Origin of the sequence: Marinibacterium sp. SX1 (genome assembly GCF_050389775.1) — a bacterium.
Lineage (GTDB): Bacteria > Pseudomonadota > Alphaproteobacteria > Rhodobacterales > Rhodobacteraceae > Marinibacterium.
This window is the reverse complement of sequence record NZ_CP177146.1, coordinates 181,019-203,607: the sequence shown is the minus strand read 5'-3', so window position 1 is coordinate 203,607 and position 22,589 is coordinate 181,019. Positions and strand designations below refer to the sequence as shown.

Sequence of the window (22,589 nt, the reverse complement as noted above, 5' to 3'; positions counted from 1 at the left end):
CCAGGCAGGGTAAGGGGTAAAGTCGTGAACATGTTGGGTTTTTAGGCCGGTCATCGCACCAGTCACCGCGATATGCGACCGGATCCGGGCGCCGTTCTTCCAGTCAGCGCCGAAAGAATGTCCCGGTCATACTATGGCCTTTTTCGGAAGGATATTAAGACCTCATGACGTCCTATTCTGAGAAGCTATTACAGATTCGAAAGAAATTCCTGGCCGGTCTCGATGATCGCATCGAGACCATCGAAACCCTGTTGCAACAGGCCACTGCCGGTGCGGCCGCAACGGGCAAGGAACTGCACCTGGCCTTTCACGACACCGTGGGCAACGCGGCCATGCTGGGGTTCGACGATATCGCCGAAGAGGCCCGCGCGGCGGTGAACCTTGTCGAAGGCCCTGCCAATTCGGGCGAACCGGTCCCGCTGGACCGCCTCGCCGCCCTGGAAACCCATGCTGCCAGCATCCGGCAGCTCAAGACCATTCACGAGTCCGCATCATGAAGCGCATCCTGGCCGTCGCTGCCGCCTCCCTGATTCCACTGCCGGCCATGCTGCCGGCCCAGACCGCCGCAACGGGCGGTGCCACGGGCACGGCCAATGCCCCGGCGCCGGCCGCGGGGATCGTTACGCGCGACATCTCGCTGCCCGAGATCGGCTTTGCCGACGGGTTCGAATTCCAGCAGCTGTCGGGCCAGGCCGTGGCCTATGTGCCGGTGGGCGAGGCCGAGGCCATTTCGGCGATGCGCCTGCGGCTCGACCTGCAATTCGACCGCACCATCGACGTGCGCAGCCACCTGACCGTCCGGCTGGCCGATCGCATCGCCCATGTCGAACCGCTGGAGGATGCCGGCGGGCGGGCCACGATCGAGATCGACGTGCCGCGCTCGGCGGTGTCGAGCGGGTTCGTCAAGGTCGGGCTGGACTATTCCGGCGCCAATTCCGAGAACATCTGCATCGACGAACGGGCCTCGGGCGATTTCCTGCGCGTGCTGCCCAGCTCGGCCCTGCGGGTGGATTTCCTGTCCGACCGGCTGGACACGCTGGGCCGGGTGGCCGGGGCGATGCCCCGGGCCAAGCGCCTGGCCTATGATCCCGCCCTGTCGCCGGCCCAGGTGCTGCCCTTTGTCATGAGCAGCGCCGCGCTGTTCGACGGCGAATACGGGCTGGTCGGGCTGGGAGCGGACGGGGCCGGCGATGGCGACGGCTGGCAGGCCCTGCCGATGCAGCTGAACCAGGCCCAGGGCGGCGATGGCGGTGCGGTCAGCGTGATCGACGATGCCGGCCTGCCCGGGCTGGGCTTTTCCGGCGATGCGCCCGAGCTGGGCGTCGCCCTGCTGGGCTCGCTCTGGCGCGACCTGGCCCAGGGCCGCAGCACCGTCGCCCGGGTGATCGCCCCGCGCAGCCGCAGCGCCGAGGCCACGTCCTTTGCCCAGCTGGGCGCGCCCGACACCACGCTGATGGTCACCAACAGCTCGACCTACGAATTCACCTTCACGGCCGATGGCTTCCCGACCGGCCAGCTGCCGGCGGCCGTCGAGCTGCTGGTCGGCGCCGCGCGCAGCCCGCAGAACCGGGGCGTGACCGTTTCGGCCTATCTCAACGGCAGCCTGATCGGCTCGCGCCCGCTGAACGAGGCCCAGCCGGTCTGGATGAACTTTGCCATTCCGCGCGGGCTGGTCGGCCGCGAGAACCAGTTTGCCGTGCAGGTCCAGCGCCAGACCGAGGCCGGCAATTGCCTCTTTGCGCCCCAGGGCTACCCGGCCCAGATCCTGCCGCAAAGCCGCTTTGTCCTGCGCAGCGCCCCGGCGCCCGATACCGATTTCTTCCTGATGCGCCAGTCCTTTGCCTCGGGCGCCGAGATCCGCCTGGGCGATGGCCTGGACCTCGACGGCGCGCTGCCCTGGGTGCTGCCCATCGCCGGGGCAATCCTGCCCGACGATGTGGCCCTGACCGTGCAGGGCATCGAGGATGGCGGCGACCGGCCGTTCATCCATGTCGGCCCCGACGCGCCGGCCGGCTCGGAACCGCCGGTGCGCTTCGACCGCGGTCGGGTCGAGGTGTCGGACAGCGCCGGCACGCTGCTCTATGACGGCGACGGGCTGGACGACGTGGGGATCGTGCAGATCGTTTCGGTCGACGGGCGCAACGGCATCTGGATCCGGCCCGGTGCCGGCACCCCGCCACAGCCCGGCCTGACCACCCCGCTGCTGCTGGATCGCGGCAACGTGGCCTTTGTCGATGCCCAGGGCGTGGCCCTGGCCGTGTCGACCGAGCGCACCAACCTGCTCAGCGTCACCTATCCCGACACCACGACCGTGCTGCAGATCCTGGCCCGCTACCGGCCCTGGATCATTGGCGCCGGCTGGCTGGTGCTGACCCTGCTGATCATCCGCTTCCTGCTTGGCGTCTACCGCAGCCGCCGTCCGTCCAGCGAGGGCTGACCGCCATGGCGCTCGATGGCGAGAGCGAGGATATCGGCAACCTGCTGTTCGACCTCGGCCTGCTCACGCCCGAGCAGCTGGACGAGGCCGAAGACCTGGCCGATGCCTGGCAGGTCAGCCTGGTGCAGGTCCTGCAGAGCCGCCGCTGGCTGAAGCCCGGCACGCTCTACAAGGCCCTGGCGGATTACTACGATCTCAACCAGGTCAACCTGGTCGACAATCCGCCCGACACCCAGCTGATGCGCAAGTACGACCCCAAGGTCATGACCGACCGCATGACCATCCCCATCGGCATCCTGCCCGACGGGGTCATGGTCGTGGCCACCTCGCGCCCGGGCTCGTCGACCCTCCTGCACATCATCGAGACCTATCCGCCGGGCACCGAGATCGTCGTCGCCCCGCAGCTGGACATCTCGTGGTGCCTGCAGACGGCGTTCCGCGACGAGCAATCCCACGAGGCGGTCTTCGGCCTGGCCGAGACCGACCCGGTGATGTCGGCCAAGAGCGTGATCACCCCGCCGCAGGTCGTGGCGCTCTACCTGCTGGCCTCGGTCTTCCTGCTGGGCCTGGCCATCGATCCGATCGTCACGCTGATCGCGCTCAACCTGATGATGACGGTGTTCTACACCGGCAACTTCCTGTTCAAGGCCGTGCTGGTCTGGGTCGGCGGCGATGCCCAGGAGAATTCCTCGCGCGCGATTGCCGCCGAGGCCGCGGCGATGAACGATGATGACCTGCCGGTCTATACCGTGCTGGTGCCGATGTTCCGCGAGCCCGAGGTGCTGCCAATCCTGACCAACGCCCTGCGGAACCTGAATTACCCGCTGGCCAAGCTGGACATCAAGATCGTGCTCGAAGAGACCGACCACGAAACGATCGATGCCGCCCGGTCGCTGGAACTGGAAGGCGTGTTCGAAATCGTCCAGGTCCCGGCCTCGCATCCCCAGACCAAGCCAAAGGCCTGCAATTACGCCGTGCAATATGCCCGGGGCGATTACCTCGTGATCTTTGATGCCGAGGACAAGCCCGAGCCCGACCAGCTCAAGAAGGTGCTGGCCGCCTTCCGCCTGGGCCCGTCCAACACCGCCTGCATCCAGTGCCGCCTGAATTACTACAATTCGCAGGAAAACTGGCTGACGCGGATGTTCACGCTGGATTACTCGCTGTGGTTCGACCTGATGCTGCCGGGGCTGGAACGGCTGAGGGTGCCGATCCCGCTGGGCGGCACGTCGAACCATTTCCGCATGGACGTGCTGCGCGATCTCAAGGCCTGGGATCCGTTCAACGTGACCGAAGATGCCGACCTGGGCATCCGCCTGACCCAGAAGGGCTATCGCGTCGGTGTCATCGACAGCACGACCTACGAAGAGGCCAATGTCTCGATCCCCAACTGGATCCGCCAGCGCAGCCGCTGGATCAAGGGCTACATGCAGACCTTCCTGGTCCATACCCGCCGGCCGATCCACCTGGCCCGGACCGTGGGCGTGTCGGGCGTGCTGGGCTTTGCCTTCTTCATCGGCGGGACGTTCCTGTCGGGCCTGCTGAACCCGCTGTTCTGGGCCATCTTCGCCATCTGGATCGTCTTTGGGGCCGGCGCGATCGAGCCCTATTTCCCACCGGTCATCCTGTACATGTCGCTGGTCAACCTGCTGATCGGCAACAGCCTGCTGATCTACCTGACCATGGTCGCCCCGTTCCGCCGGCGCTGGACCTACCTGGCGCCCTGGGGGATTTCGGTGATCGGTTACTGGGTGCTGATGACCATCGCATCCTACAAGGCCCTGTTCCAGCTGGTCAGCAACCCGTTCTACTGGGAGAAAACCCAGCACGGCCTGTCCAAGCAGACGGCCAGCGAACTGGCCGCGGCCAAGGCCGAGAGCGAGGCCCCGGCATGACCTGGTTCCTGCGCACGGGCATCTGGTGCGGGGCGTTCTTCGCCGCGCTGATGGCCGTCCTGTTCTGGACCGAAGCTCATGGCTTCATGTCGTCGGACGTGGTTGAAACCTGGTCCAAGGCCATCGTCCAGATCGAGGGCCCGCCGGTCTTTCGCTCGACCGAAACCTTCTACCCGCCGCTGACCTACACCATGGCCCTGCTGGTCCAGGTGGCCCTGCCCGACAGCGGCGTGCCCCTGCCCAACCTGCTGACCGCGGCCTTCGGGGCGGTGCTGCTCTATGCCTGGTGCCGCAACTTCCGCGAACGCGGTGCCTACGAGCCGGTCTCGGCCCTGCTGCTGACGGCCCTGCTGGGCCTGAACCCGCTGTTCCTGCGGGCGGTGGCCGACGGGCCCAGCACCGTGCTGCTGCTGCTGGGCACCTGGATCTATGCCCGGGGCCTGCTGAACCTGCGCCTGACGGGCAATGCGCCCGACATGATGAAGGTCGCCGTGGGCATGCTGATCCTGTTGCTGTCGCATTCCTACGGCCTGCTGATTGCCGTGGGCACCTTGCCCTTCATCGTCATCGCGGCCCGGCCCAGCCTGCTGGTCGCCTCGTCGACGGGCTACCTGGTGTCGATGTTCTTTCCGGTCGCCGCGGCCATCGGCTCGTTGCTCTTCGTCAGCGCCATCCTCAAGACGACCTTCCTGTCCGACCGGCTGATCTCGGCCCCGGCCGGCGGCGGGTGGGAGATGCTCGTGCCGCTGCTGGCCGCGATGCCCGTGGTGGTGGCCGGCCTGCTGCGCATGGCGCGCCTGCCGCGCTATATCATGCCCCTGCTGTCGGTCGCCGGCAGCCTGCTGGGCGCGGTGGCCCTGAACACGGCCTATGCGCTGGAACCCGATCCGGTCATCGCCGCGGTGCCGGCGCTGGGGCTGGTGGCCGTGACGATCAAGATCTGGCCGCCGAGCGCCCTGCGCGCGCCGATCCTGGCCGCCCTGCTGATCCTGACGGCCATCCTGGGCCATTGGTCGGTCCGCGCGGCCGGCGGGCCGGAAAGCCTGCTATGGCGCGAGGCCGTGCAGGGCCGGGCCGTGCCCGACATCCTGGCCGATGACCGCGCCGCCGCGGCCTTCCTGCGCGACAAGCGCAACGTGCTGGCCGATGTCGAACGCCACCCCGGGCTGATCGCCGCGATGGGCAACCTTGAGCCCTTCATCGTGCCGGGCATGCCGGCCTATGACATGACGGTTCTGGGTGGCCGGCCGCGCGGCGACTACATCGCGGTTTACAACGACCCCACGGAAGTGCAGCCCAGGGACCGATTGCTGCGTGCCTTCCCCCGACTTCTGGATCACAATGCCCCCGGCGTCCGGTTGATCTATGACCGGGGCGGTTGGCGCATCTTCAGCATCGAAGACGGGGATTGAGGGATGACGAAACAGATCGTTGCGATCGATGATTCCGAGGTGGTGCGCGAGCTGGTGCTCGCGACCCTGGCCGATTTCGGCTATGACGAGGTGACCCCCTACGGCGATCCGCAGGAAGCATTGGCCCAGATGTCGGCCCAGGACGACGGGGCCGACCTGATCCTGATGGACATCATGATGCCCGGGATGGACGGGGTCGAGCTTTGCGCGCGGCTGCGCCAGTTGCAGGCCTGGCGCGACGTGCCGATCATCATGCTGACCAGCCTGACCGACAAGCAATCGCTGGCCCGGGCCTTCATGGCCGGGGCGAACGACTATATCACCAAGCCCTTCGAGCGGATCGAGTTCCAGGCCCGGATCAAGGCCCAGCTGCGGCTGAAATCCGAACTGGACCGCCGCCGCCGCGACCGGCGCCGCGTGACCCCCGGCGGCCCCCGGCGCAGCGCGGCCGAAGGCCGTGGCCTGGGCCTGGTGGCCGACAAGGACAGCCTGCTGGCCGCGCTGGCGACCCTGGCCGATCCCCAGGGGCTGGCGGTCTTTGCCATCGCCGCCGACGCGGTGACCCGTGACCGGGCCGATTTCACCACCGACCAGACCGACACGATCCAGTCGGCCCTGGCCCTGGCCCTGTCGCGCATCCCGATGCCGGCGGGCGACGTGGTGGTGCGCTGGGACCGCAAGAGCCTGCTGGGCGCGGCCTTCGTGGCCGGGGATACCGATCTGCAGGACCGCCTGGACGACGTGCGCCGCCAGCTGGAAACCTCGCTGGCCGGGCTCGGCCAGGATCTGCGCCGGTCGGAAACCAGCGTCAGCATCGGCGCGGCGCTGGCCGGGGCGGGCCAGTCGGTGTCGGACATCATCGGCGAGGCCTTCCGGGCCATGGACGAGGCCGAGCGTGCGGGCGGTGGCCGGGTGCGGGTGCACGGAACAGGGACAACGTCGGGCGACGGCCCGGCCAGCGGCTGACAGGAGGTGCCGGTGACGCGGAGACTGACGATGCAGATGACCGTACCGAGGGTGGTCGCGCTGGCCCTCGCGGCGGCGCTGTTCGTCATCGGTTTCGTGCTGATCGACTACACCCGCACCGTGCGCGATGCCCGCGACCGGCTGACCCACGTGGGCCGGCTGTTCAACCAGACCTTCCAGAGCTCGCTGGCCCTGGCCGGCGAACAGAACCGCGAGCTGATCCTGGCGCTGGCCCAGCAGGAACTGACCGACGGCGATATGGTCGAGGCGCAATTCGGCGACCGCCTGCGCGACCTGGGCGAGCTGTCGCGCCAGGTCGATGCGCTGGTGCTGATCGCGCCCGACGGCACCGTGCTGTGGAGCACCTCGGGGGCGCTGGTCGGCCAGGACCTGAGCGACCGCGATTACTTCCAGCGTGCGCGCATCCTGACGGCCGAACGCTATCACGTCGGCGAGCCGATCAACTCGCGGGCCTCGGGGCGCAAGCTGACGCCGATCGCCTGGCCGGTCACCGGGCCGGGCCAGCCCATGCGCGGGGTGCTGGCCTCGTCGCTGTATGACGCCTATTTCGAACACCTGCTGGAACGCACGCGCTTTGCCGCCGACATGGAAATCGACCTGCACACGGCCGATGGGACCGTGGCCTTTTCGACCCGCGTGCGCCCCGATCAGCCGGCCGACCAGGCCGAGTTCGGCAGCGAGGTGGCGATCCCGGGCTCCGACCTGGTCACAAGGGTGTCGATGAACCGGTCCAGCGTTCTCAGCGGGTTCTACATCCGCGCGACCTTCTTCGCGCTGGTCTCGGGCGGGCTGTTCACCCTGGCCCTGGCCGCCGCGGCCCTGGCTCAGCGCCGGTCGGCCGCGCTGGTGCGCAGCCTGGTCAACACCCGGCAGGAAGCCGAGAACGCCCGCCAGGCCCGCGAGCAGTTCCTGACGATCTTCCGCAATGTCGAAGACGGCATCGTGGTCTATGACGAGCTGGGCGCGGTGGCCATGGCCAACCAGCGCGCGCGCAACCTGCTGAACGCGGCCAGCGATGCCCAGGCCATCGGCATCATGCGCCACCAGGCCGAAACCCTGGGCGACCGGGCCGAGGCCAGCGCAACCAGCCGGCTGACGCTGGGCTCCGATGACCAGCCCGAAGGCGAAAGCCGCGAGATCCGCTGCCGCATCAGCCGGGTCACCGGCCTGCAGGGCATGGTGCATTACTGCGTGCTGACCGATGTCAGCGCCGAGGAACGGCTGGCCTCTGCCCGGGTGCGCTTTGTCGAGACGATCAACCACGAATTGCGCACGCCGCTGACCTCGCTGGCCGGGTCGCTCAACCTGCTGGCCCATCGCTACGGCGAGGATTTCACGCCCAAGGCCCGCAAGCTGCTGGACATCGCCAGCCGCAATGCCGACCGGCTGAAGATGCTGGTCAATGACATCCTGACCCTGCAATCGGTCGACCAGGGCCGGATCGACCTCGACCAGGAGGTGCTGTCGGCCCGCGAGGTCGTCGAAGAGGCCGTGGCCTCGTTGCAGGGTTATGCCGAGAGCTTCCAGGTCACGCTGCTGCAGGCCGATCAGGTCGCCGACGCCCGGTTCCGGGGCGACCGCCAGCGCATCCAGCAGGTGCTGTCCAACCTGATTTCCAATGCCATCAAGTATTCGCCCCGCACCGAGCCGGTGATCGTCGGCGCCGATGCGACCGAAAGCGCGGTGAAACTGTGGTGCACCGATCGCGGTCCCGGCATCCCGTCCGGCGCGCGCAAGTCGATCTTTGAACGGTTCGCCAAGCCCGCCCATGATCCCAATGTCCAGGTTTCGGGCACCGGGCTGGGGCTGGCCATTACCCAGGAGCTGGTCCAGCGCCAGAACGGCCGGATGGTCCTGGAGACCGTCCATGTCGACGAGCCGGGCGGCATCACCGACCATGGCTCGACCTTCGGCGCCGTCTTTCCGCTGGTGTCGCCGGCGCCCTCCTCCTCCTCAGCCAGACAGACAGAGTTCACATGAAGGTTCTTTTCGTAGACAACGAGGACGACATCCTGTCGCTCGTCGAGATCGCGCTCGACGGCGAGGGGATCGACCTGACCGCCGCCGGGTCGGGCAGCGAAGGCTTTGCGCGGATCGAGGCCGAGACCTTCGATTGCTTTCTCTTCGACCTGATGATGCCCAAGCCCGACGGGCGCGACCTGGTGCGCAAGGTGCGCGAAACCCCGCATAACGCGACCAAGCCGGTGGTCGTCTGCACGGCCAAGGTCACCGCGTCGGTCGAACGCGACCTGGTCGAGGCCGGGGCGACCTGCGTTCTGGCCAAGCCCTTCGATCCGCTGAGCCTTGGCGATTACCTGCGCGACGTGGTCACGGCGGCCGGCCATGTCTGAGCCGCGCGCCCTGTCATCCGCCCTGCCACCCGCCCGCCGCCGGGCCGCCCGCACGGCGCTGGCCGCGCTGCTGTCGGGGCCGCTGCTGGCCGCCGGTGCCGATACGGCCAGCGCCGGGGCCTGGCCGCGCGCGCAGGGCACCAGCTTTCTGTCGATGTCCTACCAGCTGCAGCTGAACGACACGACCGACCTGGATTACACGTCGATCTTCTATGAATACGGGCTGACCGACACCTGGACGATCGGGTTCGACGGCGGCCACAACCCGGTGACGGACGATTCCAGCCCGGTGATCTTCCTGCGTCACCCGATCTTTCCCAACAGCGGGCCGAACCTCTTTGCGGCCGAGATCGGCCTGGGTGCCGTCGAGATCGGCGGCGAGCTGGAGGCCGTGATCCGGCCGGGCTTTTCCTGGGGCCGGGGCTATCAGGCCGGGTTCGGCAGCGGCTGGATGGGGGTCGAAAGCTCTTATGCCTTTCGCGGCGACGGCTCGCAGGTGGCCAAGCTGGATGCCACGCTGGGCTACAACCACGCCGGCGGGTCGCTGAGTTTCGTGCAGGTCCAGACCTATTACCCGGTGGGCGACGAGCTGTCGGTGGCCGTGCAGCCGACCTATGTGCAGAAGGTCAGCGAGCGGCTGTTCGTCGAGATGGGCGCCAATTACAAGCTCACCAACGGGGCGATGTCGGTCAAGCTGGGCATCTGGACGACGTTCTGAACCGGGCCAGGCCCGGCGCGACGGGCGGGGCGGACTTGAAATTCGGTCATTTTAACGCCATATACCGGTATAATCACCGTATGGAGGCGTTCATGCAGATCACGACCTTTGCCGAGGGCGGCCAGTTCGAACCGCGCCGCATTGCCGCTGCCCTGCGGACTTCGGCCGAAGAGGTGGCGCAGACCGTGGGGCTGGGCAAGGATGCCCTGCAACGCCGCGCACGGATCAATTCCGACAAGACCCAGCGCCGCCTGCGCGAGCTGGTCGAGGTGCTCAACAAGGTCGAACCGCGCTTTGGGTCGGAACTGATGGCCTATGCCTGGTACCGGTCCGAGCCGCTGCCGGGCTTTGACGGGCGCACGGCCATGCAGCTGGTGCAGGAAGGCAAGGCCCAGCAAGTACTGGAATACATCGATGCGGTGGATGCCGGCGTCTTTGCCTGATGACGCTGGTTGACGGGCGATACAGCGGGCCGCTCTACCGGGCGCTGAACCCGGTCTATGCGCGCGAGCCGTTGTCGGGCCGCGGGGCCGAGACCCATGGCGGCCGGTTCAATGCCCGGGGCACGCCGGCGCTTTACACCGCGCTGGACCCGGCCACGGCCCTGCGCGAGGCCAACCAGGTGGGCAGCCTGCAACCGACGGTTCTGGTGTCCTATCGCGCGGCGCTGGGGCCGGTCTTTGACAGCGGCGATGCCGGCGCGCTGGCGCGCTACGGCATGGACGCGGCGGGGCTGGCCGATGGAGGCTGGCGGGCGGCGATGCTGGATCGGCGGCCGGTGCCCACGCAGGATTTCGCCCGGGCGCTGATGGGTGATGGCTATGTCGGGCTGGTGGTGCGCAGCTTTGCCAAGGGCGGCGAGACGGGCCGGAACCTGGTGCTGTGGCACTGGTCCGGGGCGGCGGGCACGCTGGAGGTCGTCGACGACGAGAACCGGTTGGGACGGATGTGACACCCCACCGGCGGGGCGCCCGTGGTGCGCGGAGAGCCGGGTATTTCAGCCAAAGAGAAGACAGGGGACGGCGCCCGGCACGGATGGCGGGGCGCGTGGCGGTCATGGCAGCCATGCGGGGTGCGCAGATTGAAATCGGGGTTCGGGCGATTTAGGTAGGTGGCTAACCAATAGCTGCCTAACCATTGCGCCCAACGGAGGGCGCCTGCCATGCCCGATACCGATCCGACCCGAAATTTCGTCCGCCGCGTCAGCCTACTGGGCCGGCGCATCCGGCGGCAATTCGACAAGCGGGCGGGGGAGCACGGGCTGACCCAGGCCCGGGCGCTGGTGCTGCTGAACCTCGATCAGCACGGGTCGATGAGCCAGGCCGAGCTGGCCGAGGCGATGGAGGTTGAACGGCCGACCATGGCCCGGCTGATCGATGCGATGGAAAGCTGCGGCCATGTGCGGCGCGAAATGTCCAGCCGCGACCGGCGGGTGCGGACGATCGTGGTGACCGAGGAGGCCCAGGGCGAGCTGCGGGCGCTGCGGGCGCTGTCGGCGGCGCTGCGCGACCGGGTGTTGGCGGGCATTCCCGAGGCGGACATCGAGGTGGCCGACCGGGTGATCCGGCAAATGATCGACAATATCGACGGGGCCGGTGAAGGCGAGGATGGCGGGGCCGGTGCTGGCGAGGATGGCGAGGACGGGGGGCGGGCATGAGCGACGCGCGGGCCAATTCCGAGGTCGGCCGTTTGGCGACGGCCAACGCTCAGGCCACGGAAACGGCCAACCCCACGGGTGGATCGTCAGCTACATCCCAAGCCGCGCTGTCGACGGGCACCCGGGCTGGGCCGTCGGCTGACACCCAGAACGCACCGTTGGTCGACACCCGGGCTGACCCGTCGACCGACACCCAGGCCGGCCCGTCGGCCAATCCCCCGGCTGACCCGTCCGCCGACGCTCCGGCTGCGCCGAGATACGCCCTGGGTCTGACCATGCCTCCGGCCCGGGCGGCGGCCTGTTTCCTGACCGCCGCCGTCCTGGCGCTGGCCCAGGGGTTCAGCCAGAGCCTGGTGTCGTCCAACGCTCAGCAATTGCAGGGCTATTTCGGCACCACCCAGGCCGAGACCCTGTGGTTCACCGCTGCCTTCATGGCGCCCAATGTCTCGCTGACCCTGGCGCTGATCAAGCTGCGCGGCCAGTTCGGGCTGCGGCGCTTTGCCGAGATTTCGATCGTCGTCTTCCTGCTGTCGGGCCTGCTCAGCTTCCTGGCCGAGGATTTCTGGTCGCACATGGCCGTGCGCTTCCTGGCCGGCTGTGCCGCCGCGCCGATGAGTTCGCTGGCCTTTCTCTACATGCTCGATCCGCTGCCCCAGCAGCGCAAGATGAACGTCGGCCTGGCCGGGGCGCTGACCCTGATCTTCATGGGCAGCACCCTGACCCGGCTGGTCTCGCCGCCGCTGATCGACCTGGGCTCCTGGCCCGCGCTGACCATGCTGGAAGCCGCCATGGCGGCCATCGGCCTGTGCCTGATCTATCGCTTCCCCCTGCTCAACCCGGCGATGCCGATGAAGATCGAGCCGGCCGACGTGGTGTCGTTCCTGCTGATCGCCGTGGGGTTCGGCTGCCTGGCCGTGGCGGCGATCACCGGGGCGCAATATTGGTGGACCGAACAGGCCTGGCTGGGCTGGCTGCTGGTCACCGGCGTGGCCACCCTGGCGCTGGCCGCGGCGATCGAGCTGAACCGCGACAGCCGGCTGCTGGACATCCGCTGGCTGGCCAGCCCGGTCGTCCTGCATTTCGCGGCCACCCTGCTGCTGTTCCGCCTGATCCTGAGCGAACAGAGCGCCGGGGCCGCCGGGCTGATCCGCTCGCTGGGCCTGTTGAACGCCCAGGCCAGCGGGCTGTGGCTGGTGGTGCTGGGCGCGACTGTGGCCGGCGGGGTGATCTGCGCGCTGTGGATGAAACCGGGCCGGGAAAAGGCCTTTCACGCCGTGGCGCTGGTGCTGCTGATTGCCGGGTCGCTGATGGATTCCCGGTCGACGGCCCAGACCCTGCCCAGCGATCTTTACCTGTCGCAGGCCATGATCGGGCTGGCCGCGGCCCTGTTCCTGCCGCCGGCCATGCTGTCGGGGCTGTTGCTGGCCTTCCGCAAGGGGCCCGATTACATCCTGACCTTCATCGTGGTCTTCCTGACCACCCAGAAGATCGGCGGCTTCCTGGGCGGGGCGCTGTTTTCGACCCTGGTGCAGGTCCGCACGGCCCTGCATGGCCAGCGCCTGTCAGAGGCCCTGGCGGCGACCGACCCGCTGGTGACCGAACGGATCGCCACCTATGCCGCCGGCCTGGCCCCGGTGGTTACCGACCCGACCCTGCGCCAGGCCAATGCCGCCGCGCAGCTGGCCAGCGCGGTGCAGACCCAGGCCGCCGTCATGGCCTATAACGACGCCTTTCTCGTGGTGGCCGGCGCTTCGGCCGTGGCCCTGGTGCTGCTGGCCGGCCATGCCGGGCTGGATGCCCTGCAGGCCCGCCGGGCCCGGCAGGAGGCCGCCGCCGCCCACACCCCCCACGTTGCAGACCCGCCGAGGGTCCGGCCCCAGGCCGCCTGAAGAAGGACCGAACCGATGCTCAACCGTTTCACCCGCCATATTGCCACCGCCCTTGCCCTGATCGTGGGCGTGCTGGGCGTGGCCGGCATCCTCTATGCCTGGCAGCTGCCGCCCTTTGAAAGCCGGGCCCAAATCACCGATGACGCCTATGTGCGCGGCCAGGTCACGGCGCTTGCACCGCAGGTCTCGGGCAATGTCGAACAGGTGGCCGTGCAGGATTTCCAGCGCGTGTCCAAGGGCGACCTGCTGATCCAGCTGGACGACGCGTCTTATGTCCAGGAACTGGCCCAGGCCCGGGCCCAGCTGGCCTCGGCCCAGGCGGCGCTGGACGGCACCGCCCAGGACCGCGAGATTGCCCGGTCGAGCGTGACCTCGGCCGATGCGGCGGTGACCTCGGCCGAGGCGGCCGTGGCGGTGGCCAAGTCGGACATGGACCGGTCGATCCAGCTGCGCAAGCGCGGGGTGGTCACCGAAAGCGATGCCGACAACCTGCAGCTGGTCTATCGCCAATCCGTCGCCGCGCTCAGCCAGGCCCGGGCCCAGGCCGACACCGCCCGCCAGGAACTGGCGGCCATCGACACCGAAGAGCAATCCCGCACGGCGGCCGTGGCCCAGGCCCAGGCAGCGGTCTCGCTGGCCCAGATCGCGCTGGACAACACCCGGATCCTGGCTCCGGTCGATGGCCGGCTGGGTGAATTGTCGGCCCATGCCGGCCAATATGTCACCGCCGGCACGCGGCTGGTCAGCCTGGTGCCCGACACGATCTGGGTGGTGGCCAATTTCAAGGAAACCCAGCTGGCCGGGCTGAAGGAAGGCCAGGCCGCCAGTTTCACCGTCGATGCGCTCGGCAAGGTCCGGCTGGCCGGCCATATCGAGAGCTTTTCGCCGGCGACGGGATCGCAGTTCAGCGTGCTGGGCAGTTCGAATGCCACGGGCAATTTCATCAAGATCGCCCAGCGGATCCCGGTGCGCATCTCGGTCGATGCCGGCCAGGCCGATGCCGCCGCCCTGGCCCCGGGCATGTCGGTTGTCGTGCGCGTCGACCCCGCCGCGCGGACCTGACCGGCCCTAACCCCGGCGGGGCGGCACGGGCAGGTTGTCGATCAGCCGCACGCCGTCCAGCGCAGCGGCCACGAACAGCCGGGCCGGGCGGTCATAGCAGGTCAGCGGCGCCAGGTCGGGATCGCCGCGCAGGTCCAGGTAATCGACCGCGTCGAAGCCGGCCCGGGCCAGGTCATCGCGGGCCACGTCCAGCACCTGCGCCGGATCGGCGCCCTGGGCGATGGCCCCGGCGGCGCTTTCCAGCACGCGCAGGATCTCGGGCGCCATGGTCCGGCCGCGATCGTCCAGCCGCTGGTTGCGCGAGGACATGGCCAGCCCGTCGGTCTCGCGGATGGTCGGGCAGGGCACGATGTCGGTCTTGAGGTCGAGATCGGCCACCAGCCGGCGCACGACCTGCAATTGCTGGTAGTCCTTCTCGCCGAAATAGGCCCGGTCGGCATCGGTCTGCAGCAGCAGCTTGGTCACCACCGTGGCCACCCCGTCGAAATGCCCCGGCCGGGCCGCGCCGCACAGGCCTTCGGACACGCCGGTCACCGACACGGTCGTGGCAAAACCCTCGGGATAGACCTGGTCGGGATCGGGCACGTAAAGCACCTCGACCCCGTAGGGCGCGAGCTTCTCGGCGTCGCTGTCCTCGGTGCGGGGATAGCGGGCCAGGTCGGCGGGGCTGTTGAACTGGCGCGGGTTGACGAAGAGCGTGACGATCACCCGGTCGGTGCCCGCGCGGGCGGCCTCGACCAGGCTGAGATGGCCGGCATGCAGGGCGCCCATGGTCGGCACCACGCCGATGGTCTCGCCGGCCCGGTGCCAGGCCCGGGTCAGCGCGCGCAGCTCGTCCTTGCGGCGGATGATCTTCATGCGCCGGTCTCCCCGGTGGTCCCGGGCGCCTGCGCGGCGGGGGCCTCGCCGAAGACATGTTCGGGCGCGGGAAAGGTCCGGGCGCGGACCTCGTCGGCATAGGCCGCGATGGCCCGGGCGGCATCATCGGCCAGGTGGGCATAGCGCTTGACGAACTTGGGCTTGAAAGCGTCGAACAGGCCCAGCATGTCGTCGATCACCAGGATCTGGCCGTCACAGCCGGCCGAAGCCCCGATGCCGATGGTCGGAATGTCGATCTCGTCGGTAATCCGGTCGGCCAGCGCGCCGGGCACCTTTTCCAGCACGACCGAAAACGCCCCGGCCTCGGCCACGGCCCGGGCATCGTCGAGGATGCGCGCGCCATCGGCGCCCCGGCCCTGGACGCGGTAGCCGCCGATGGCATTGACCGCCTGCGGGGTCAGCCCGACATGGGCCATGACCGGAATCCCCCGGTCGACGAGAAAGCGGATCGTCTCGGCCATGTGCCGCCCGCCTTCCAGCTTGACCGCTCCGCAGCCCGTTTCGGCCATCAGCCGGGCGGCATTGGCAAAGGCCCGGGCCGGGCTGTCCTCGTAGCTGGCAAAGGGCATGTCGACGACCATCAGCGCCCGGTTCACCCCGCGGGCCACGGCCTGGCCATGCAGGATCATCATCTCCATCGTGACCGACAGGGTCGAGGGCAGGCCGTGCAGCACCATGCCCACGCTGTCACCGACCAGCACGACGTCGCACTGGGCGTCGGCCAGCTGGGCCACGGGCGTGGTATAGGCCGTCAGGCAGACAAGCGGGTCGGCGCCCTTGCGGGCACGGATATCCGAGGCGGAGAGGGTCTTTTGCGGTGCTGGGCGGCTCATGGTCTGGCTTCCGGGTTGCGCGGGGGCCATCTGGTAGAGCCATGCGGCCGGTTTTGCAAGTGCGGCGCAACAATATTGCGTGAAGGTCGTGCAATCCGGCCGGATCGTATCCGACGCCGGCGGGGCAGGCCGGTGTCGTCGGGGTGGCCGGGACGCGGTTGCGTCCCGGCCGGGGGCCTTGGGGCCGTTTCGTGCCATGGGCCTTGGGCACTGATCTGCCCGGGGCCGTCAGGCCGTGAACGGCCGGTGGAGGTCAGGCCGTGATGTGATCATACTTGCCCGCCGCCCGGCGGTCCTCGACGGGCCGGCGGTCGACGCCCAGGAACAGCACGATGTTCTTGGCCACGTAGATCGACGAATAGGTGCCGACGACCACGCCGAAGGTGATGGCCAGGGCAAAGCCCCGGATGACATCGCCGCCCAGGATCAGCAGGGCCAGCAGGGCGACCAGCGTCGTGGCCGAGGTCAGCAGGGTGCGGCTGAGGGTCTCGCAGGCCGACAGGTTCATCAGATCGCGCAGGGGCATCGTGACATGGCGGCGCAGGTTCTCGCGCACGCGGTCGAAGACGACCACCGTGTCGTTGATCGAATAGCCCAGGATCGTCAGCAGCGCGGCGACAAAGGCCAGGTCGATCTTGAGCCCGAGCAGGGCAAAAAGGCCCAGCGTCAGGATCACGTCATGGGCCAGGGCCAGCACCGCGCCCAGGGCGAATTGCCATTCGAACCGCAGCCAGACATAGGCCAGGATCGACAGCACCCCGCCGCCGATGGCCATCAGCGCCGCGCGGACCAGCTCGGGCGAGACCTTGCCGCCGATGGTTTCCGTCGCGGTGAAGGCCAGGTCGGGATCGACCCCGTGCAGCGCGTCGCGCACGGCCTGCATCTGGTCGGTTGCCAGGGCCGCGCCGTCGCTGGCCCCGTCGGCGGCGATGCGCAGGGTGGCCACGTGCTCGCCCCCCGTCGTGCCGATGGTGCCGCTGCCCAGGACTTCGGACAGCGACACGTCGGTCAGGCCCAGCCCGTCGAGCGCCGTGCGATAGGCGTCGAATTGCAGCGCATGGGGCGTTTCGATGCGCATGCTGGTGCCACCGGTGAAATCGATGCCCAGGTTCAGCCCCAGCGTGGCGATCAGCAGGACCGAGGCCAGGACGGCCACGCCCGAGGCGCCGAGCGTCACCCATTGCAGGCGGAAGAAGTCGATGACCGGCCGGGCGTTGAGGAACTTCAGCACGCCGTTCAGGGGCAGCTTGCGGGGCCGGCGCCATTCCAGCCAACGTTGCAGGATCAGCCGGGTGATGACCAGGGCGGTGAACATCGAGGTCAGGATGCCCAGGCCCAGGGTCACGGCAAAGCCGCGCACCGGCCCGGCGCCCAGCCAGAACATCAGCCCGGCGGTCAGCAGCCCGGTGATGTTGGCATCAAGGATCGACGAAAAGGCATTGTCGAACCCCGCGCCCACGGCCTTCCACAGGTTGCCCTCGCGCCGGGCCTCCTCGCGGATGCGCTCGAAGATCAGCACGTTGGCATCGACGGCCATGCCCAGAGTCAGCACCAGCCCGGCAATGCCCGGCAGGGTCAGCGTGGCTCCGGCGACAGTCAGCACGGCCATCAGGATGACCATGTTCAGGGCCAGCGCGCCGACGGCCATCAGGCCCATCGCGCCGTAACAGCCGACCATCAGCACGCAGACCGCGACCAGCCCGACCAGCGCGGCATGCAGCCCGGCGGCGATGCTGTCGCTGCCCAGTTCCGGCCCGACGGTCTTTTCCTCGAGGATCTGCAAATCGGCCGGCAACGAGCCGGCGCGCAGCAGGGTGGCCAGCCGGGTGCTGTCGTCGACGGTGAACTGGCCGGTGATGATGCCCGCACCGCCGGGAATGTGGCTCTGGATCACCGGGGCCGACAGGACCTCGTCATCCAGCACGATGGCAAAGGGGCTGCCAATATGGGTGGCCGTGAAATCGCCAAAGGCCCGGGCGCCGGTGGAATCAAAGCGGAAGGACACGGCCGGCCGACCGTTCTGGTCGAAACTGGCCTGGGCATCGGTCAGCTGGGCGCCCGAGACCACCGGCCGGGGATCGACGCGATAGGTCACGCCCGGCTGGTCGGCCGCGGGCAGGACCAGCGCATCGGCCGACCCGGCGTCGAGCACGGGGTGAAAGGACAGCTGGGCCGTGGTGCCGATCAGCTGTTTCAGCCCGTCGGCATCGGAAAAGCCGGGCACTTCGATCAGGATGCGGTCGCTGCCCTGGCGCACGATGGTCGGCTCGCGGGTGCCGGCCTCGTCGATCCGCCGGCGCACGACTTCGAGGCTCTGCGACACCAGCTGGTCGGTCAGCGCGCTGCGCCCGGCCTCGGAATAGGTGATGACCAGCGTGCCACCGTCGGCCGTCACGGCCAGGTCCGGCGCGCTGGCGCCGGTCGGGCCGGTGACCTGGGTGGCAAAGCCTGCTGCAACATTGCGTGCGGCATCCATGGCCCCGGCCGGGCTGACGGCCACGCGCAGCTCGCCCGCGGGGGCGTCCAGCCGGCGCAGGCGGATCTCGCCGCCGCCATCGGCGCGCAGGGCATCGCGCAGGTCGGGCCAGAGCGCGTCGAGCCGCTTGGCAATCACCCCGTCGGTATCGACTTCGGCCAGCAGGTGGGCGCCGCCGCGCAGGTCGAGCCCGAGGTTGATCAGCGAGGAGGACATCCAGGCGGGCCAGCCGCGGGCGGTGTCGGTTTCGGCCTCGGCCGTGACGGCGGCAGGGGGGGCATCACCGGTGGACAGGTCCACGCGGGAGTAAAAGGCGTTGGGCAGGGCCAGCCACAGGCACAGCAGGCAGATGGCCCAGACGCCCAGGCGTTTCAGAAGGGTAGGTCTTTGCATGATCTCTCCACGACAGGGCGGGGCGCGCGGCCCGGGCTCGGCTGTCGGTTGACGGGTCTTGGAAACGACGGATCACGCGCCGGGCCATCGGCCGGGCGCGGGTCGGATCATGCGTGGGGAGGGGCGCGGACGGGGTGGACGCGCAGGCGCGCCGACAGGGCCGGGGGCGGAGCGCGTGGGGCGGCCGCGCGGCGCAGGCGGTTGTCGGGCAGGGCCCGGGCCACCGTGACGGGCAGCAGCCCTTCGTCCAGACCGCCGCCCATGGGCGCCGAGGTCGGATCGGCCCGGCGGGCCTCGCTGGTCTGCTTGGTCACCGTGCCGGTGGCATGCACCAGGCCGTCGTGCTGCTGGGCCAGGGCCATGATGCGCCCGGCCTGGGCCTGGGGCGGCACCCCGCCCAGGGCCACGGCAGCCAGAAGCAGCAGGGCCAGCGTGGTCCTGATCCAGGTCATGCTGCTGGCACGGCGATCATCCATGCCTGCGCATCTGGCCCTTCGCGGGGCGCCTGTCAATCTCTGCCACGCGCCCGGCCACCGCGATCCGCGCAGAAAACCGCGTGGTTCTACGGATGGGCGGACGGCGGCAGGCCGGCCATGATGGGCCGAACCACGTCAAGGGAGGACAGGAACATGACCGAAGCGACAATCGTCGGATGGGGCCACACGCCCTTTGGCCGCCGCGAGGAAGACCTGGAAGGGCTGATCGCCCTGGCCGCGCGCGAGGCGATGGATAGCGCGGGCATCACGGCTGGGCAGGTCGACGGCATCTGGCTGGGCCATTTCAACGCCGGCATGGTGCGCGACGGTTTTGCCGCCTCGCTGGTCCTGCAGGCCGACGACGCCCTGCGGTTCACCCCCGCGACACGCTGCGAAAACGCCTGTGCCAGCGGCTCGGCGGCCATCCATGCCGCGCGCAATGCCATCCGCGCGGGCGAGGCCCGGGTGGCGCTGGTCGTCGGGGCCGAGAAGATGACGGCCATGGACACCGCCGGGGTGACCGACGCGCTGATGCAGGCCGGCTACGCCGCCGAGGAAGACGGCCAGAGCTTTCCGATGATCTTTGCCCGCTTCGCCGATGCCTATTTCCAGCGCAACGGCGATCAATCGGCCGCGCTGGCCCGGATCGCGGCCAAGAACCACCGCAACGCCATGGACAACCCGCTGGCCCACCTGCGCAAGGACCTGGGGTTCGATTTCTGCAACACGGTGTCCGACAAGAACCCGCTGATCGCCCCGCCGCTGCGGATGAGCGATTGCTCTCTGATCTCGGACGGCGCTGCCGCGCTGGTCTTGGTGGCCGACGACATGGCCGGCGAGTTCGACCATGCCATCGGGTTCCGCGCCGCCGTGCAGGTCAACGACTACCTGCCCATGTCGCGCCGCGAGCTGCTGGATTTCGCCGGCCCGACCGAAGCCTTCCGCCGGGCCTATGCGGCCGCCGGTGTGGGCGTGGGTGACCTGGATTTCGCCGAGGTCCACGATTGCTTCACCATTGCTGAGCTGCTGGTCTACGAGGCCATGGGCCTGGCGCCCCGGGGCCAGGGCGCGCGCTGCATCGAAGAGGGCGTGGTGATGGCCGATGGCGCGCTGCCGGTCAACCGGTCGGGCGGGCTGAAGGCCAAGGGCCATCCCGTGGGCGCCACCGGCGTGTCGATGCATGCGCTGGCCGCCCGCCAGCTGGCCGGCCAGGCCGGCGACATGCAGATCCCGGGGGCCGAGCTGGGCGCCGTGATGAACATGGGCGGATCGGGCGTGGCCAATTACGTCTCGATCCTCGAACGCACCGGGGGCCGGGCATGAACCCGGCCGGATGGCTGGCCCGCAGCGCCGCCGCCGGGCCGGACCGCCCGGCGCTGCTGCGCGGCACCGAGGTGGTCGCCGATTACGCCGGTTTTGCGCGCGGGGCCGGGGCCGTGGCGGCCGCCTTGCACGGTCACGGGCTGGGGCCGGGCGACCGGGTGGCGCTGTTTGCGGGCAATTCCACCGATTACCTTGTCGCGCTCTACGGCATCTGGTGGCTGGGGGCCGTGGCCGTGCCGATCAATGCCAAGCTGCACGACCGCGAGGCGGCCTATATCCTGGATCATTCCGGCGCCCGGGCGGTGCTGAGCCAGGGCGCCCATGTCGCGGCGCTGGCCGGGCTCTGCCCCGATCCGCTGGTCCTGGACCTGGCCGCGCTGGTGGCCGGGGCGTCGGGCGCCCGCCCGGTCCATCCGATGGAGGCCGATGACCTGGCCTGGCTCTTCTATACCTCGGGCACGACGGGCCAGCCAAAGGGCGTGATGCTGAGCACGGGCAACCTTCAGGCCATGACCCTGGCCTATTTCGCCGATGTCGATCCGGTCGGTGCCGAGGATGCCGCGCTTTATGCCGCGCCGATGTCCCATGGCGCGGGGCTGTACAATTTCATGCACGTGATCAAGGGCGCGCGCCATGTCGTGCCCGCCTCGGGCGGGTTCGACGGGGCCGAGGTGCTGGCCCTGGGCCGGGCGCTGGACAACGTGTCGATGTTTGCCGCGCCGACCATGGTGCGCCGGCTGGTCGACGCCGCCCGGGCCGCCGGCAGCCGGGGCGAGGGGCTGCGCACCATCGTCTATGGCGGCGGGCCGATGTACACCGCCGACATCGTCGAGGCCCTGCGCGTCATGGGCCCGCGCTTTGTCCAGATCTATGGCCAGGGCGAATGCCCGATGGCCATCACCGCCCTGTCGCGCGACGAGATCGCCACCGGCACGCCCGCGATGCTGGGCTCGGTCGGGCGGGCGCAAAGCCCGGTGCGGCTGCGCATCACCGGGTCCGACGGGGCCGCCCTGCCGCCCGGCGAGTTGGGCGAGATCGAGGTGCGCGGCACGCCGGTCATGGCCGGCTATTGGCAGGATGCGGCGGCCACGGCCCGCACGCTGCGCGACGGCTGGCTGTGCACCGGCGACATGGGCAGCCTGGACGACGCCGGCTACCTGACCCTGCGCGACCGGTCCAAGGACGTGATCATCTCGGGCGGCACCAACATCTATCCGCGCGAAGTCGAAGAAGCCCTGCTGACCCATCCGGCGGTCAGCGAGGTGTCGGTCATCGGCCGGGCCGACCCGGAGTGGGGCGAGGTGGTCGTGGCCTGTGTCGTGGCCCGTGGCCCGGCGCCCGATCCGGCCGTGCTGGACGCCCATTGCCTGGCCAGCATCGCCCGGTTCAAGCGGCCCAAGGCCTATGTCTTCCTGCCCGAACTGCCCAAGAACAACTACGGCAAGGTGCTCAAGACCGAGCTGCGCGCCCGCGACCTGGCCGAGGCCTAGGCGAATCACCCTGCGTCAAGCGGACCGCCGGCAGCGCCTGCCGGCGGTCTTTTTTCTGCCCGTCCGGCTGTCCGGTCCCGGGGCGTTCGGAGAGCGAAACAGGATACACGTCATACGTGTATTTTGCTGCGGCAATGGGGGTTTCGGATCGGGCGATCCGGCCTGGAAATTTGTGATCACAAGGGTATTTGATGTGATATTTCATAGGTCTACGCGGCGATCTGAGTTTTCCGCGCCCCCCGCCTCGCAAGGCTCATTGACACTTCCCTCACCGGTGTTTCAATATCGTATCACGTGTTTTGAGGAGTGAA

The 22,589-nt window shown here is 69.0% G+C and carries 19 protein-coding genes; 15 read left to right on the top strand and 4 right to left on the bottom strand.

Features of this window, described 5'->3' with window-relative positions; translation table 11 throughout:
- The first annotated feature begins 164 nt into the window (after positions 1-164).
- The 13 genes from ACK3BB_RS23500 (at position 165) to ACK3BB_RS23440 (ending at position 14,408) form a co-directional block, all read left to right on the top strand.
- Positions 165-497, top strand: coding sequence for an Hpt domain-containing protein (locus ACK3BB_RS23500; RefSeq protein ID WP_428929114.1), 333 nt, complete (start codon positions 165-167; stop codon positions 495-497).
- Entirely contained in the window at positions 494-2,437 is a 1,944-nt protein-coding gene (locus ACK3BB_RS23495) for a cellulose biosynthesis cyclic di-GMP-binding regulatory protein BcsB (RefSeq protein ID WP_428929113.1), read from the top strand. The genes ACK3BB_RS23500 and ACK3BB_RS23495 overlap by 4 nt, the downstream gene beginning before the upstream one ends.
- Before the next feature lie 5 nt (positions 2,438-2,442).
- A complete protein-coding gene (locus tag ACK3BB_RS23490; protein WP_428929112.1) occupies positions 2,443-4,332 on the top strand; it encodes a glycosyltransferase family 2 protein in 1,890 nt (629 codons plus the stop codon).
- A complete protein-coding gene (locus ACK3BB_RS23485) occupies positions 4,329-5,744 on the top strand; it encodes a hypothetical protein (protein WP_428929111.1) in 1,416 nt (471 codons plus the stop codon). The genes ACK3BB_RS23490 and ACK3BB_RS23485 overlap by 4 nt, the downstream gene beginning before the upstream one ends.
- Before the next feature lie 3 nt (positions 5,745-5,747).
- Positions 5,748-6,710: a response regulator gene (locus ACK3BB_RS23480; RefSeq protein WP_428929110.1), complete on the top strand. Its 963-nt coding sequence runs from the start codon at positions 5,748-5,750 to the stop codon at positions 6,708-6,710.
- 30 nt (positions 6,711-6,740) lie between these two features.
- Entirely contained in the window at positions 6,741-8,711 is a 1,971-nt protein-coding gene (locus ACK3BB_RS23475) for an ATP-binding protein (protein ID WP_428929109.1), read from the top strand.
- Complete coding sequence (locus tag ACK3BB_RS23470; protein ID WP_428929108.1) at positions 8,708-9,082, top strand: response regulator; 375 nt, start codon at positions 8,708-8,710, stop codon at positions 9,080-9,082. The genes ACK3BB_RS23475 and ACK3BB_RS23470 overlap by 4 nt, the downstream gene beginning before the upstream one ends.
- Positions 9,075-9,800, top strand: a complete 726-nt coding sequence (locus tag ACK3BB_RS23465) for a hypothetical protein (RefSeq protein ID WP_428929107.1) — start codon at positions 9,075-9,077, stop codon at positions 9,798-9,800. The genes ACK3BB_RS23470 and ACK3BB_RS23465 overlap by 8 nt, the downstream gene beginning before the upstream one ends.
- Before the next feature lie 92 nt (positions 9,801-9,892).
- Positions 9,893-10,243, top strand: a complete 351-nt coding sequence (locus ACK3BB_RS23460; RefSeq protein ID WP_428929106.1) for an MbcA/ParS/Xre antitoxin family protein — start codon at positions 9,893-9,895, stop codon at positions 10,241-10,243.
- Positions 10,243-10,752 carry an RES family NAD+ phosphorylase gene (locus ACK3BB_RS23455; protein WP_428929105.1) on the top strand — a complete coding sequence of 170 codons (510 nt, stop codon included), beginning with the start codon at positions 10,243-10,245 and terminating at the stop codon, positions 10,750-10,752. Before ACK3BB_RS23460 ends, ACK3BB_RS23455 begins: the two co-directional genes overlap by 1 nt.
- Before the next feature lie 210 nt (positions 10,753-10,962).
- A complete protein-coding gene (locus tag ACK3BB_RS23450; protein ID WP_428929104.1) occupies positions 10,963-11,457 on the top strand; it encodes a MarR family winged helix-turn-helix transcriptional regulator in 495 nt (164 codons plus the stop codon).
- Positions 11,454-13,346, top strand: a complete 1,893-nt coding sequence (locus ACK3BB_RS23445; protein WP_428929103.1) for an MFS transporter — start codon at positions 11,454-11,456, stop codon at positions 13,344-13,346. Before ACK3BB_RS23450 ends, ACK3BB_RS23445 begins: the two co-directional genes overlap by 4 nt.
- Before the next feature lie 15 nt (positions 13,347-13,361).
- Complete coding sequence (locus ACK3BB_RS23440) at positions 13,362-14,408, top strand: HlyD family secretion protein (protein WP_428929102.1); 1,047 nt, start codon at positions 13,362-13,364, stop codon at positions 14,406-14,408.
- Positions 14,409-14,414: 6 nt separating this feature from the next.
- Here the strand turns inward: ACK3BB_RS23440 and panC are convergent, their stop codons facing one another.
- From panC to ACK3BB_RS23420, 4 genes are all read right to left on the bottom strand, one after another.
- Positions 14,415-15,266 carry a pantoate--beta-alanine ligase gene (panC, locus tag ACK3BB_RS23435; protein WP_428929101.1) on the bottom strand — a complete coding sequence of 284 codons (852 nt, stop codon included), beginning with the start codon at positions 15,264-15,266 and terminating at the stop codon, positions 14,415-14,417.
- A complete protein-coding gene (panB, locus tag ACK3BB_RS23430) occupies positions 15,263-16,120 on the bottom strand; it encodes a 3-methyl-2-oxobutanoate hydroxymethyltransferase (protein WP_428929100.1) in 858 nt (285 codons plus the stop codon). Before panB ends, panC begins: the two co-directional genes overlap by 4 nt.
- Positions 16,121-16,373: 253 nt before the next feature.
- Positions 16,374-18,989, bottom strand: coding sequence for a protein translocase subunit SecD (secD, locus tag ACK3BB_RS23425; RefSeq protein WP_428929099.1), 2,616 nt, complete (start codon positions 18,987-18,989; stop codon positions 16,374-16,376).
- A gap of 107 nt (positions 18,990-19,096) precedes the next feature.
- Positions 19,097-19,465 (bottom strand): hypothetical protein, encoded by a 369-nt coding sequence (locus ACK3BB_RS23420; protein WP_428929098.1) that lies wholly within the window; start codon positions 19,463-19,465, stop codon positions 19,097-19,099.
- Positions 19,466-19,618: 153 nt separating this feature from the next.
- Here ACK3BB_RS23420 and ACK3BB_RS23415 point away from each other — a divergent pair, with 153 nt between their 5' ends.
- Complete coding sequence (locus tag ACK3BB_RS23415; protein ID WP_428929097.1) at positions 19,619-20,788, top strand: acetyl-CoA acetyltransferase; 1,170 nt, start codon at positions 19,619-19,621, stop codon at positions 20,786-20,788.
- Positions 20,785-22,278 (top strand): AMP-binding protein, encoded by a 1,494-nt coding sequence (locus tag ACK3BB_RS23410; RefSeq protein ID WP_428929096.1) that lies wholly within the window; start codon positions 20,785-20,787, stop codon positions 22,276-22,278. Before ACK3BB_RS23415 ends, ACK3BB_RS23410 begins: the two co-directional genes overlap by 4 nt.
- Positions 22,279-22,589 lie beyond the last annotated feature (311 nt).